This is a genomic window from Peribacillus simplex, assembly GCF_900156045.1.
GTDB classification, from domain to species: Bacteria; Bacillota; Bacilli; order Bacillales; family DSM-1321; genus Peribacillus; species Peribacillus simplex_D.
In genome coordinates this window covers 1,189,096-1,203,139 of record NZ_FTMX01000001.1, presented here as the reverse complement: position 1 = coordinate 1,203,139, position 14,044 = coordinate 1,189,096, and the positions used below count along the sequence as shown (strand labels likewise).

The 14,044-nt window shown below is 40.8% G+C and carries 12 protein-coding genes; 2 read left to right on the top strand and 10 right to left on the bottom strand.

Going from position 1 to position 14,044, the window contains the following annotated elements:
• From BW986_RS05770 to BW986_RS05735, 8 genes are all read right to left on the bottom strand, one after another.
• Window positions 1-1,152 carry an iron-containing alcohol dehydrogenase gene (locus tag BW986_RS05770; RefSeq protein WP_076365898.1) on the bottom strand — a complete coding sequence of 384 codons (1,152 nt, stop codon included), beginning with the start codon at window positions 1,150-1,152 and terminating at the stop codon, window positions 1-3.
• A 132-nt stretch (window positions 1,153-1,284) separates the two neighbouring features.
• Window positions 1,285-2,889 carry a sigma-54 interaction domain-containing protein gene (locus BW986_RS05765; protein ID WP_081395500.1) on the bottom strand — a complete coding sequence of 535 codons (1,605 nt, stop codon included), beginning with the start codon at window positions 2,887-2,889 and terminating at the stop codon, window positions 1,285-1,287.
• 441 nt (window positions 2,890-3,330) lie between these two features.
• Window positions 3,331-4,824 carry an aldehyde dehydrogenase family protein gene (locus BW986_RS05760; RefSeq protein WP_076365896.1) on the bottom strand — a complete coding sequence of 498 codons (1,494 nt, stop codon included), beginning with the start codon at window positions 4,822-4,824 and terminating at the stop codon, window positions 3,331-3,333.
• A gap of 50 nt (window positions 4,825-4,874) precedes the next feature.
• Window positions 4,875-5,840 carry a PDR/VanB family oxidoreductase gene (locus BW986_RS05755; RefSeq protein WP_076365894.1) on the bottom strand — a complete coding sequence of 322 codons (966 nt, stop codon included), beginning with the start codon at window positions 5,838-5,840 and terminating at the stop codon, window positions 4,875-4,877.
• 5 nt (window positions 5,841-5,845) lie between these two features.
• Window positions 5,846-6,364, bottom strand: a complete 519-nt coding sequence (locus BW986_RS05750; protein WP_142244535.1) for a hypothetical protein — start codon at window positions 6,362-6,364, stop codon at window positions 5,846-5,848.
• A 16-nt stretch (window positions 6,365-6,380) separates the two neighbouring features.
• Window positions 6,381-7,367, bottom strand: a complete 987-nt coding sequence (locus tag BW986_RS05745) for a heme-dependent oxidative N-demethylase family protein (protein WP_076365890.1) — start codon at window positions 7,365-7,367, stop codon at window positions 6,381-6,383.
• A 46-nt stretch (window positions 7,368-7,413) separates the two neighbouring features.
• Window positions 7,414-8,826 carry a purine-cytosine permease family protein gene (locus tag BW986_RS05740; RefSeq protein ID WP_076365888.1) on the bottom strand — a complete coding sequence of 471 codons (1,413 nt, stop codon included), beginning with the start codon at window positions 8,824-8,826 and terminating at the stop codon, window positions 7,414-7,416.
• 84 nt (window positions 8,827-8,910) lie between these two features.
• Window positions 8,911-9,114 carry a hypothetical protein gene (locus BW986_RS05735; RefSeq protein WP_142244534.1) on the bottom strand — a complete coding sequence of 68 codons (204 nt, stop codon included), beginning with the start codon at window positions 9,112-9,114 and terminating at the stop codon, window positions 8,911-8,913.
• A gap of 196 nt (window positions 9,115-9,310) precedes the next feature.
• Here BW986_RS05735 and BW986_RS05730 point away from each other — a divergent pair, with 196 nt between their 5' ends.
• Window positions 9,311-11,143: a sigma 54-interacting transcriptional regulator gene (locus BW986_RS05730; protein ID WP_076365884.1), complete on the top strand. Its 1,833-nt coding sequence runs from the start codon at window positions 9,311-9,313 to the stop codon at window positions 11,141-11,143.
• A gap of 441 nt (window positions 11,144-11,584) precedes the next feature.
• On the opposite strand, the gene BW986_RS05725 is transcribed toward BW986_RS05730, so the two are convergent.
• On the bottom strand, window positions 11,585-12,622 hold the full coding sequence (locus tag BW986_RS05725; RefSeq protein ID WP_076365882.1) for a glycosyltransferase family 4 protein: 1,038 nt from the start codon (window positions 12,620-12,622) through the stop codon (window positions 11,585-11,587).
• Window positions 12,619-13,341, bottom strand: coding sequence for a glycosyltransferase (locus tag BW986_RS05720; protein WP_076365880.1), 723 nt, complete (start codon window positions 13,339-13,341; stop codon window positions 12,619-12,621). The genes BW986_RS05725 and BW986_RS05720 overlap by 4 nt, the downstream gene beginning before the upstream one ends.
• Window positions 13,342-13,720: 379 nt before the next feature.
• On the opposite strand from BW986_RS05720, the gene BW986_RS05715 reads away from it, so the two are divergent.
• Entirely contained in the window at window positions 13,721-13,960 is a 240-nt protein-coding gene (locus BW986_RS05715; RefSeq protein ID WP_076365878.1) for a hypothetical protein, read from the top strand.
• Window positions 13,961-14,044: the final 84 nt, after the last annotated feature.

Genomic DNA, 14,044 nt, shown 5'->3' with positions numbered 1-14,044 from the left:
TTAAAAGCCATAGGCTGAACGGTAAATTTTTTCGATATCCCGAACGTTTAATGCACGGGGATTATTGCGAAGTAAACGCCCTTGTTTGATGGCCTCGGCAGCCATTTCACTTAAAGCCGATTCAGGAATGTCAAATGCACTGAGTGACTCAGGTATATCAACGTAACGGCAGATTCGGGTCATCGCTTCTATAGCTTTATCCGCTGCCTCATCATCATTTAAATGATTGACTTTCTCTCCAAGTGCTTCGGCAATGTCTCGGAACCTTTCCAAACATGCAATTTTATTCCACTTCATGACAAATGGCAGTAATAATGAATTGCTGACTCCATGTGATAAATGGAAGCGTCCTCCAAGCGGATAAGCTAATGCATGGACAGCTCCAACACCGGCATTTCCAAAAGCTAACCCTGCCATTAGGCTTCCCGTGATCATTGCTTCCCGCGCTTCCAGATTATCTGGTGCAGCATAAGCCTTTGGTAAATTTTTTGCGATCAACTTCATGGCCCCAATTGCCAAAGCATCTGTAACGGGCGAAGCAAATTTGGAAATATAAGCTTCTACCGCATGGACAAGTGCATCCACTCCGCTCGCAGCCGTCACACTTGGCGGGCAAGTCAGCGTCATGACAGGCGATACAATCGCTACATCCGGTAAAAGATATGAACTAACAATTCCCTTCTTCACTTGTTCTGTTTTGTCCGATAAAATCGAAATATTCGTCACTTCAGACCCGGTTCCGGCCGTCGTCGGTATGGCTATTAAAGGCAGACCCGGAACTTCAATCAAATTCGTACCGAAATATGTCTCGATGCTACCTGAATTTGTAGCCATGACGGAAGAGGCTTTCGCAATATCCATCGCACTTCCCCCGCCTACTGCTATCAGTCCATCATGATTTCCCTCCCTGATAGCCTGTACACATAGATCAACGATTTCTATTTCCGGTTCAGGATTCACATCCGAGAAAATACCGTATGCTGATGAAAGTAGATCCTCAACCTTTTGCACTACCCCGGCATCCAGTAAAATTTTATCTGTAACTATCAACGGATTTTTCATCCCTAATCGCGTAACCTCATCAGTCAGCTGCTGTAAAGAATCTGATCCTGTCACCAATTTGTTAGCCATTGAAAAAATTGAAATATTCATGGTCATCTCCCCTTTCATGTATTTACTAATGCAGGAATCATGCCAAAGTGAAAACGCTTAATTTATAAGGGGGATAACCTTTTTTTTTGTCGATAACAATAGAAATAATGAGTAGAAATCAAATCAAAAAAACTAATTCGATTCGTTTTCTAATCGCATGTGAAATTTTTTCATTTTTTGCACCAAAGCGCTTTGACTGATATCCAAAGAGATGGCCGCAGCCCTTGTAGTCCCATATTTTTTCATCGCATTCAGGATCAGGGATCGCTCCAGCTCGGAAACAGCATCCTTCAATGAATGTTTTGTAGGTTTTTTTGATATGACCGGCTGGATGAAAGATGGTAAATTAGGCAAATCAATCGTATCATCATAAGTCGTGACGACCAGACGCTCTGCAAGACTTGCGAGCTCACGTATATTACCAGGCCACGAATAGTTCGTCAGCCATTCATAGCATTCCGGTGTCATCTTTTTCTTTTCATTATATTTTTCATTGAATTTTTTCAAATACATTTCTAAAAGTGGGATCGTTTCTTCCTTTCGCTGGCGTAAGGGCGGGACTTCAAATGATACGATATTAAGCCGGTAATATAGATCTTCTCGGAAAGACCCCTCTTGAACGAGGGAGGCAAGATCTCGATGAGTGGCTGTAATTAGCCTGACATCCACCTCTTTCATTTCGGTAGAACCTACTCTCATAAACTTGTTTTCTTCTACCACTTTCAAAAGTTTTACCTGTAACTCTAAAGGTAAATCCCCAATTTCGTCCAAAAATAACGTGCCACCATTCACTTTCTCGAAAATCCCCATTTTCCCATTCTTAAGGGACCCGGTAAATGCCCCTGGTTCATATCCAAAAAGTTCAGATTCCACCAAGTTCGCCGGTATGGCTCCGCAATTTAATTCAAGGAATATTTTTTCCTTCCTGGAGCTTTTGGCATGTATGTACTTGGCGATTAAACTCTTCCCTACTCCCGTTTCCCCCTGTAACAAGATCTTCGCATCCGTTTTAGCTACTTTATCTGCCAGTTTAAATAAGGGAGTTGTAGAAGGCCCAATGATTATTTCTTGTAAATTGACCTGTTCCGAGCCAGGCAATAATTGAGAAATAGGTTGGAAAGATAGCTTTTGGCTGTCGATCGTGTACTTCATCCGGATTAATTCGGTAATATCCCTTACACTATTTATGACAAATATGACTTCATTCTGTGGCGATAGAATCGGTGTGGCCGATACGATAATCTTTCTTCCATTTCGAATTCTTTGTGTCAAGGTAACTTGATTCTTCGTCAGGATTGAGTCCAATGAAGCAGAAACCGATATCATACCCTGCTCAATTAAATAACTCATCGGTTTTCCGATAATTTCCTCTTCCCTTATTCCGGTAATACGCTGATAAGCTTGATTGATGAATAATGTCGTTCCAGAACCATCCGTGATATATACGCCATCATACAGGGCATTAAATACTACCCTGCATAAATCACTCTCAAAGAATGCTTGAAATTGTTCATATGGTATTGAATAATTGCGTAAATTTTGCAGCGGTGCATTCACAGTAATGAAATGGGATATAGGCTTCGTCAAATCACTCTGCTGCACTGCCGCAGATAACGCCTCTATTGTCAAAAACCCAATGAAATCTTCTGAATCATCCAAAACTTCCACTTCAGTGCTTCCTATGGGAAAACATGATATTGCTTCCTCCACTGTCATATCAGAATAAAACTTAGTCATCAATATCCACTCCTAACCTGTTCCCTTTATGATACTATGTATAAATGCTTCACCGGTAAAACAAATCAATCCATATATGCCATTTCTGATTGAAGCGATAAATATGCATCAGAATGACACTTTTATCATACCAATGGTGTTTTTTATGCTCAAATCCATTTTCACTCACCAGAGGAAAACTGCGCAAAAGCTAATTCCTTTGGACCTCCATTATTTATAAGCTTAAGAACAATTTTTTGAGGGTTTTAAAAAGTTTCTCTGCCAAAAAACCTAATCCGTATTTGGATTAGGTTTTTTGGCTTGAACAATTTAAACGTTGATGTCCGCCCCAGGCACTCGCTTTCCGCGGGCGGTCGGGGAGCCTCCTCGGCTTGCGCCTACTGGGTCACCCTTGGACGCGTTTTCCCGAAGGAGTCTCGAACACCCGCTCCAATCATATGATTAATTTGGGAACCAGTCTACCGGTTTTACATCGAGATTAATGTTGATCTGCTTAATTTCCTGATATTCATCCAAGCCGTATTTTCCCAAACTGCGTCCAATCCCGCTCTGTTTGTAACCGCCCCATGGCGCCTCGACATATGTTGGATGATAATCATTCACCCATGTAATCCCTGCACGCACTTTCTTGATCACACGCAATCCTTTTGCGCCATTGTTAGTGAAGACGCCGCCTGCAAGACCGTAGTCTGTATCATTTGCAAGTTTAATAGCTTCTTCTTCATCTTTAAACTTTTGAATGACAACGACTGGACCGAAGATTTCCTCTTGTACGATGCGCATGTCAGGTGTTACATCGGTGAAGACAGTCGGTGCAATGAAGTATCCTTTGTCAAGGCCGTCATCAACAAGACGGTAACCTCCTGCTGCAAGTGTCGCACCTTCCTGTTTGCCGATTTCAATATAATTTAAAATGCTATTCATCTGCGCTTCACTGACAATTGCCCCCATGTTGCTGTCTTCTGCAAGACCAGGTCCAACTTTGATTTTATTTGCGCGTTCCACATAGCGTTTTACATATTCATCATAAATGCTTTCTTCAACCAAGATGCGGCTACCTGATGAACATACTTGGCCTGCACCGAAGAAGATGCCAAATAATCCGTAATCTATGGCTGTCTCTAAATCTGCATCAGCAAAAACGATGTTAGGTGATTTACCGCCAAGCTCAAGGGAAATTTTCTTTAAGTTGCCCGCGGCCGCTTTCATGATAGTGCGGCCAACATCCGTACTTCCCGTAAATGATACTATGTCAACGTCCTTGCTTTCTGCAATGGTTTGACCGACAACTGTGCCGCGGCCCATCACCATATTAGCCACACCTTTAGGGATGCCGACTTCCTCTAGGATTTCAAATAATTTCATTGCTGTTACAGGTGTCACTTCAGCCGGTTTATATACAATGGTGTTACCCGCCGCAAGGGCCGGTGCGATTTTCCAGACACTCATTAGAAGAGGGAAATTCCAAGGTACAATCAAACCGGCTACACCTACCGGCTCACGAACGACCATTGCTTGCACGGGAGCGGGAACTTGATAAGTTTCCCCTTCTGGATGAAGGATCAAACCAGCGTAATAACGGAAACACGCGGCTGCATCGGCAATATCGAAACCTGCCTCTGCTTTAAGTTTCCCGTTGTCCATTGTTTCAAGAATCGTTAACTCTTCCGCACGTTCATCAATTTTATCAGCGATTTTATAAAGGTAGGAAGCTCGCTCCTGTGCCGTCAGCCCTGACCAGCTTCCACTTTCAAAAGCTGCTTTCGCAACTGAGATTGCCCTTTCTGTATCTTCCTTGGTGGCACGCGGAGCCCTTGCAATGACTTCCTGTGTTGCAGGATTGATTACCGGGATTACTTCATTTGAAGATGTGGACTGCCACTTACCGTCGATGTAATTTTTAAGTTCTATAACTGCCGTTTCTAAAATTGTCATGTTTTTTGCCTCCGGTTTTCATTATTTTTTAGTAAGCCTGTTCGGAATCGTTAAAGTTTTAAAACAAGTCTGTCGTCCTTCGCACGTGAGCAGCATGTCAGGATTGAATTACGTGATTGACGGTTTTGTTCGCTAAGGAAGAAATCCCGGTGATCCACTTCACCTTCTGCCACATCTACCTCACAACTTCCGCACCCGCCCACTTTACAAGAATAAGGTGCATCAATTCCTTCCCTTAAAAGCGCATCAAGCAGTGTTTCGCCTTCATGAACGTGGACGGACCGATCGCTGTCTGTAAGGTCGACAATGAAAGGATCTTGCGGCCCATCATTTTTTGTCGCAAATAATTCGAAGTGGATCGCATGTTCCGGATAACCATAGGAACTGGCGGCATTTCGATACTCTTGAACCATCTCGATTGGTCCGCAAAAATATACATGCGTGCCAATGCGATGATCCTTCATCGTCTCAGGCGTCATTCTGCGTTTGTCTTCCGCCTGTGAAAAATAAAAGGTACATTGATCAGGGTATTTGGCTTTCAACAGATCATAAAAAGCACATAATTCCGGTGTTCGTGCTGCATAATGGAGTTCAAAGGTTTGGCCTTCGGCAGCCATGTCTTCCATCATTGCCAGAAAAGGGGTGATGCCGATTCCGGCTGCATAAAAAGCATGATGCTTTGCTCGAAAGCTGAGAGGGAAGTTGTTTTTAGGGAAACTGACTTCCAATCTGGAATCTATCTGTACATGATCATGCCAGAAAGCGGAACCTCCGCGTGACGCCTCATCACGCCTAATGGAAATTGCATATTTTTTACGGTCCCTTGGGTTGCTGATAATGGAGTATTCTCTCTCGAATATCATATCGCCGGCCGGCATGAATGTGGTCATATGAGAACCGCCTGTAAAAGCAGGCAATGGGTTTCCATCAACTGGTATCAACTCGAACTGTTTTACGAATGGAGTTTCTTGAATGATCTTATTTACTTTCATTTGAATATTTCCTACTACCCGCATGATGATCAGCTCCCTACTTCTTCTTTTCCGATTGGGATGAATGGGTAACCAATATAACCTTCCCGTACTATGGAATAAAAAGGTCCTATTTCAAGACTTGCTCTGCAATGGCCACATTCTGCAATCTCTGCTTCTTCTGCGACTTCCGACACTTCAAAACATTTCATGCAATATACGTACCGCCGTTTAGGCCCGATAATCACCGTCTGGATCTCATCTTCAGATAGACCAGCTTCCACTCCGAGCGAGAAGATCATTACTGCATTGTTCCATGCAGCCGCAATATAAAATTGGGTGCCCATCTTTTGTGACAAGATGACTCTCTTAATCTCCTCTTTATCTTCCATTCCATTAATGGAATGGCATTCAAAAGGCACTGTACCTGCAAGTACAGAAGTGAAACTTTTCGCCTTTTCATATCCGGCTTGATCAGAAATGACGACAAACTTTCTTCGTTCATTCCGGGGAGTAAATTGATTTACGATCGTAATTGATTTATCAAACAATACTGGACTATTGTACAAGGCCCTATCCTCCTTCTTATTGTTTATCTTCGCTTTTTTGTTTTTCATCAATACGCCTCAAATATTCAACCGATTGCGGAAGAAACGGGGCAATTCCTTTGTATGCAGCCATAGGTTCCGGAATATCCTGCAGTACGCTATATGTCAGATCAAACCACTCCTGGCGCAATGTCAAATCCTCCAGTGGCAGGAACTGCGTATTCAATACGAATAGAATGGCGTTGCTTCGTGGCATGCGATAAAATTTTTGTTCTTCAACACGCAAACGAACAAGTTTACCTGCATTTTCCGGTGTTATTTCAGAACGCTGCGGTCCCCAGACATCCATCGTTTCATAATTGACATCCCAACGGTCCGCCATCAGGTTCCAGTTGATGCGTGTCCATGGCTTTCCTGGCTCAATGGATAATAAAAACTTACGTACGCGATCAGCCAGTTCATCGCCTTTCCGCGATACAAATGGAACAGGTGCATGGATCTCATCAAAGGACATGCCTTTATTCCAGTTAGCTGAGAAGAGTGCGGCGTATGAAACCTGCCCCACTTCCAAATAGAAATTACTATCTCGATGAACCATTAAAACAAAATCATTATGGAAATGGCGGCCTATATAATCAAGCGGCTCATTTGGAAGCGTGCTGGCATCGCCATACACGAATGAATCGGATTCCCCGAAAATGTGGTTCTTGAAAGTCCAGTTGTCACCATCTTTAATGACCTCGAAATGCTCCGGATAGCGATCAGTTGCCATGTCGATAAGCATCTCCAACACTTCCCATTGCATTTCCATTGTGTGTGAAAAAGATTGAAACCTTATATGCGGCTGTTCTTGAAGGAGACGGCGCTTCGTTTCCACTTGGAGTCTGTATTCTGGTGTAACTTCAATACAGTTAATGTTTGAGAGCCTTTTCAAATCGTTTGAATAACGATAGTTACCTGAAGTGAATGGAAATGGGAATGTTTCTAAATCAGTTGTTTTGAAATCTAAACTTTGTGTAAACATTGAACAATCTCCTCTCGTTCCCTAGATTCTTTTAATTGCGTTTTTTCTACTTAGCTTCCTTTAATTCAACGGATGGACGCTCCATGTCAACTTCAAAGCGGAAAATGAATTTAGATGAAACATAGTAGGTGACTAAAGCAACAAAGTATGTTGGAATTCCGGCAGCTGTATGAAGGAAAAAGTCACTTGCTTCAAAAGTCAATGGATTATAGAGTGCCCAGTAAACGATCGTTCCAATGACCACCGTGAGAACTGCCGACGGGTTAATGCCTTTCCAATAGGTATAAGAGCCCTGTGTGTCATACAAATCCCTTATTGAAATGCGTTGTCGCTTTACAAAAAAGTAATCTGCAACGACAATGCCGCCAATAACAGCCATAATAAAGGAAATGACAGCAATGAATGAACCAAATGCATCGTAGAACGTCGAGCTTAGCAGTAAGAATATAGTCGGTACGGTTGTACCCATCGCAAGCATCCACGACTTTTTCGGGAATACAGTTTTAAAGCTGACAGCTTGTGAGTACATAAGGAAAATGGCTGCACCGACATTCCCAACCGAAAGTAAAATCAAGCCAATGAAGCCGCCCCAACTTCCTGCGATGGAAAACATCCAGTCAGAAGGATTAAGTGAACCAGCGACTAATGCAGCAATGGCCCCAACTAAAGCAGCGATACAGACGATGATTCCATAGCTGTAGAACCCTGCTTTAAATGCTCCTCCTTCTGTTTTAGATAAACGGCTGTATTGGCCAAGGTATGGAAGCCATGAGAAGCCGAGACCGATATTTAATTCCAGGGCTGTCGCGAATGAACGAGAAGTCGTTTCAAAAGGCTCGGAAGGAAGTATATGTGCGACTTTAGTGAATCCCTGACCAAACAAGACTATTGCGAGAAGGCCAAACATGAGTACCATAAAAACCGGAACGGCTACTGCGGTATATTTTTGAATCGCTATCGGTCCCCTCACTGTTACTAGAAATGCACAGATGAAGAGTAAAATCGAGAAAAACGGCGCTCCAGTTGCTTGGCTTGAGAAAATGGCGGGCATCCCCATCCAATTAGCAGCCTCCGCTAACGCTTGGCCGGACATGAAAAGCGCAATGGAAATGTAGCCGAGAGTTAAAATAAGAAAAACAAAGAAAAAGATATTGGATCCTAGATAACCTAGTGAACTTCGAAACCCTACAAAAGTATCTATGCCATAACGCGCAAAATAAAGGGTAATGGGAACAATCAACAGCATAGGGAAGGCGTTACCGAATAAAATCGCTGCAAGTGACTGCTTCACATCAAGCATTGTACCTGTGTATCCACCAGTTAACAGACCAAAAGATGAGAGGCCAATAACAACCTGTACTAAAATTAAATCCCGAAGGTTAAAAATCCGGTCACTTTTACTTGCCGGTAAAAAACCAAAGGCCACATCCTTTGAAATGGAGGCATTCTCTTTACTCACACGCTTCTCTCCCAACTATAAAATAATGATTGTATCGCTTGGAAATAAGACTGTCATTGTTTTGGGTGAGCTAAATAAACTACTTTAGACAAGTGTATAGACCAGGTAAAAGATGATTAATATCATGAGAAAAATAGAACCTGTCGCATCCTTCCATTTCATTTTGTCGATTTTCACGGCATCTTCCTGCTCATACGCATTGATCCGCTCATTCAAATCTGAATATAGATTTTTAATAAAGGGATCTTCAGAATTGATATTCTGTTGGAACTGATTCTCTTTACTCAAAATAGCTTCTCCCTCCTTTGCAATCATGCTTTCTAGTCCCTTCTCTTTACTTTAATGCAATAAACATGCCAATCAGAAAACACCATGCTTACTAGGTTTTCAATAGGAAGAATATTCATTTTTGAAACTATTGAACAATTGTGAAATTTCTGTAATATAAAAACTAGGAAGTTAAATGAAAGGCAGGTAGACATAAATGGATCACTTCACCTCTGCACTCTTGTCTATTTACGATCAGCTTATTGTGACAGATAAAAATGGCACCATACTGAAATCGACCGGAACAGGGAACTCCTTATTCCAAACAGTCAAATCAGCTAATGTCGGTGGTTCTATCAAGGATGTTGAACAAGATTTATTTTCCACAAGCTTGGCAGAAGAGATAATGGGCAAAAATGAAAAAAGATCTTTCATGCAGTCCTCATGGCAGGGTCCAGAAATGCTGCTGACGGCATACCCGATTGAATCTGGGGCATGGGTGTGGGCCTACAAAGAAATAAAAGACTCATATCCGGATACATCAAGGGGTCAATCGGGGCCTTTGTTGGAATCGAAGAAGCCATCCTTTCCATTTGTGATCCGCAGTAAACCGATGCTTGATGTTCTGCATAAAATGCAAATGGTTTCTGATGTTAGCGCAACAGTCCTTTTATTGGGGGAATCCGGTGTAGGAAAGGAAATGGCCGCCAGGGCCATACATAATATGAGCAACAGAAGCGAAGGTCCATTTATACCTGTCAATTGCGGTGCAATCCCGGAAAACCTGATTGAAAGCGAACTTTTTGGCTACGTGGAAGGGGCTTTTACCAGCGCACGGAAAGACGGCGCCAAAGGGAAATTCACACTCGCCCATAAAGGTATCCTATTCTTGGATGAGGTTGGCGAGTTACCGCTTAACGTACAGGTGAAACTGCTTCGCGTCCTTCAGGAACGCGTTGTCACACCAATTGGAAGTACGACATCACACCCTGTTGATATTCAAGTGATTGCCGCAACAAATAAATCGCTCGAAAAAATGGTGAAAAAAGGTGAATTTCGAGAAGACTTATATTATCGCCTTCATGTCGTACCTATCCATCTTCCGCCGCTTAGGAATCGTGTAGATGAAATCCCCCATCTTGTTCAATTTTTTTTACAAAAGTACAATACACTATACAATCGAAATGTGGCTTTCACCCCTGATGCAATCGACTTGCTATGTATCTATCAATGGCCAGGTAATGTGCGCGAACTTGAAAATACAGTTGAAAGGCTTGTGATTACTAGCGGTATGCCGGAAGTGGATGTTGCATTGGTTAAAGAGGTCCTTCCTTTTAAAGGGCCTAAACCCACTTCAATACCTGTCATCGATTTTCTAATGCCTATGCAGGAAGCAGTCGACCTTGTAGAGGAACAGCTTATCAACATGGCGATGGAACAATACAAATCATTAAAACTGGCAGCGAAGGTATTGGAAGTCAGCCAGCCTACGATGAGCAGGAAATATAAAAAATTACGTAATAAAATTGAGGAGGCACGCTTTTCACCAGTGGATAAACGGGCCATTTTAGAAGAACAAATAAATCAACGTCTTCGTTCCATTGCCGTTGTAACCGCAGCTATCATTCCAGCTGAAGAGGTTATCAGTCTGCAAAAAAATATGAACCGGCAAACTTCCTATTCCCAGAAATTAAAACAAAAGCTTACCATGATTCAAGAAAAGGAAGGTGTAATAGAATGGGTCTTTATATTTATCATGACGGAGGATGGACGTCTGATTCACCTCGTTGCAGACAAAGGCTTTGTAATTGAACCGGGGGAAGAATATATTGGTCCTCCTGAAATGGTTAATGTCGCTTACCAGGCGTTTAATGGTAAAGCTGGTGTGACTCCCATATACGAAGACAGGTACGGTGAATGGAAAACAAGCTTTGCGCCAATTATTGATGATGACGGCAATATCGTCGCTATTGTAGGATGTGATTATAGCAAAGCCTATTTCAATTCGGAAATGCAACGTCTCCGTAAGCAACTCAATATCCATGTTTGATTTCAGGATGCAGTCATGCAGGATAAACCGTTTGGGGAATAAAGCAAAAAAAAGAAAAGCTGATGACAGAAGCCGTCTTGAACAGGCTTTTGCAGTCAGCTTTTTCGGTCTTCCATATACATCATGAACGTTATGAAGGAATTAAATCATTTTTCATCCACCTGATTTTTGCATATTGGCCACACATATATAGGCAACATTATTTTTTGTTCTTCCACTAACCTCCCTCAAATATGAAACTGTTAAGAGGATTTAGCAGAGTAATGGATAATCATTGCAATACTTTAAGGGAACAATTCAAAGACTTATTCCTATTATACAAATGGGTGCTCATAGGTTCCGCGGCAATATATTATCACATAATGTCCAAGGGAGGGTTTCACCAAAATTAAATCGTTGTTGACAAATAGCGTTTATTCACTTTTATCATCATTATAATTATTAGTTTTTAATTATAATGTCTTCAATTACTTTCTCGAAAATGTTTACACTTCTCTCCCAAGTCCATTTTTCTACTTCTTTTTCTCCTGAATTTGCTAACCGGATTCTTAATGGCTCATCTTGAATCAAACGAAGAATATCCTGACCAAGTCGATTTTCATAACGATAAGATATGAGTGCATTATCTTCATGGCGACAATAATCTATATTTCCTCCATTAAAAGTTGTGACCAATGCTGCACCACATTTCATTGCTTCTAAACCGGGAATGGATGCAGAATCATAAATCGAAGAATTGACGAAAATATCCGTGTGATTCAAGTGATAGCTTAATTCCTCATCATTACCGGGTGTAAAAAACCTGAATCTATTGGTGTTTTTTAGACTTTTAAGAATGGGTGAATCATAAAATTCATCTGGAGGAGAGATTAAATTTATTATCACATCGGGGTGTATCGTTTTTACTAATTCTAATTGGCCAATCAGATATTCCTGCTCACGGTGCCAAGAAAAGCCACCTTCTGGTTTCCGGACAATAGCTGATATTTGTAAAGGATCATTCGGAACACGGATGTGTAAGTTTTTAAATGTGGAACTGATTCCTACAGGAACTAGATGTCCTTTAATTCCATGATTCAAGTAAATAAGCTCCTGCTGATTTTGTGACAATACAATGAGATGCTTGGTCAGATAATAACTCGGAAAAGAAACATCATTATTTGGAAGAAAGGTTGGCTCATAACATAAGCTAAGCCGAACATGGATGCCTTTTCCTTTTTGGCTAGCTGCATGTGCAGAGGGAACAGTAAGATAAAAATTAGAAATGATTACATCACTTTGAGGATAATCTATTTCTTCTACTGTATAATTTGTTTTGGTACGAACTATATTGCAATTAACTTCATAATCGACTTTTCCCTGTGGAGGCATCAAAATTGTGACATCATGTCCCCTTTGTACCAGACCATTAATAATTTCAGCAAGCATGCGCTGGGCTCCACCCCGACATAATGTGAGGATCGGGAAAGTAAATTTCATTTTAATAACTCCTTTGCAATCAATTCTTCTAGCTTTTTATCATGTTTTTTCTGAACCATAAGAATCTCACGAGGAATGACTTGTTCATATTTTTTTGATCCCATTTCAGAATGAACACGATACATGACAAGCGGTTCTTGAAAATAATAAAAATGATAGTTTGGCAGTATACGTAACCATAAATCGTAATCATGAGTATAAGGGAGTGAGGTATCAAAAACGCCTACTTCCTCAAATATTTTCACTTTTAACATCACGGTACATCCGTTGATAATGCATCCTTTTCGCATTATTTCAAGGAACTTGATCCTTGTCGGCATACTTATCCCTGCTGGTTCACTGATAATTTTGTTATCAGTATCGATTAAGTGATAATTCCCATAACAGAAATCCGCTTGACTCTCTTTCATAAAAGTAAGTTGTTTTTCTACCTTAAACCTATCATACAGATCATCGGAGCTTAGCCAAGTAAAATATTCTCCCGTTGCATTTTTTATCCCCATATTTAATGCACTTGCCGTCCCGCCATTTCCTTTCTTAATATAACGAATCTTATTTAAATAAGGATTGACTTTCTCACTGTACATGGTTGACCCATCGTCCACAACAATAACCTGAATATTGGGATAACTCTGGTTTAAAGCACTTTCAATAGCTTGATCGACATAAGGGCAATTATAAAAGGGAATTACAATCGATACCTTAGGATTTCCATCCATTCTAGTTACCTCCTTTTCGTTAAATACGTTTAGATCATTAATAAAAAGGCTATAAACCTATTTTTAAGGGAGCCCAAATTCTTAACCGTACAACTTATACTTACTAGTTATTTATATACTCCTTTTTTATAAAATTTTCATATGAATGTTATTGCCACATAGTTAAGAAGTTTGTTAATATTCAAATCCCTACTCTCCATATAGCATATTCAACTTCTTTAAGAATAGAATAGACAAAAACCTATATCTTCTTTATGTAAAGCAGTCTAACTTTATTAGTGTATTTTAATCTTTCTGAAGGAGGTGAAATCTATGGCAGAAAAAAACTGATCTGCCTTGCTTTTTTATGAACTCTGCACCAAAAAGCGGTACTCATTTATTGAAAAATATCCTCAAAGGAATGCCAAGTGTATCTCATGATCCAAAAAATGAACTTTATGAAGATCATTCTTACCAGCTTAGAAATCATTATTATAAGTTAAGTCATTTGAAACCCAATGAAATCGCAGTTGGACATGTATATCCCATCGGAATGGTTTTTTATGCTGAAGAGCTTAAACATGAAACTTATAGGGGGGATCTAAGTGTCAAAACAAAGTTATTTGGAAAAGCAAAATGAATTGGGGATTTCTCAGGCTGTTATTGGTGGAAAGATAGTGATAATGCGTAGAACTTATTGTTTTATTTTGAATAAAATATAGTG

Coding starts and splice junctions, on each gene's coding strand:
- BW986_RS05770 (WP_076365898.1), bottom strand. CDS start 1,152: ATGAATATTTCAATTTTTTCAATGGCTAACAAATTGGTGACAGGATCA.
- BW986_RS05765 (WP_081395500.1), bottom strand. CDS start 2,889: ATGACTAAGTTTTATTCTGATATGACAGTGGAGGAAGCAATATCATGT.
- BW986_RS05760 (WP_076365896.1), bottom strand. CDS start 4,824: ATGACAATTTTAGAAACGGCAGTTATAGAACTTAAAAATTACATCGAC.
- BW986_RS05755 (WP_076365894.1), bottom strand. CDS start 5,840: ATGCGGGTAGTAGGAAATATTCAAATGAAAGTAAATAAGATCATTCAA.
- BW986_RS05745 (WP_076365890.1), bottom strand. CDS start 7,367: ATGTTTACACAAAGTTTAGATTTCAAAACAACTGATTTAGAAACATTC.
- BW986_RS05730 (WP_076365884.1), top strand. CDS start 9,311: ATGGATCACTTCACCTCTGCACTCTTGTCTATTTACGATCAGCTTATT.
- BW986_RS05725 (WP_076365882.1), bottom strand. CDS start 12,622: ATGAAATTTACTTTCCCGATCCTCACATTATGTCGGGGTGGAGCCCAG.
- BW986_RS05720 (WP_076365880.1), bottom strand. CDS start 13,341: ATGGATGGAAATCCTAAGGTATCGATTGTAATTCCCTTTTATAATTGC.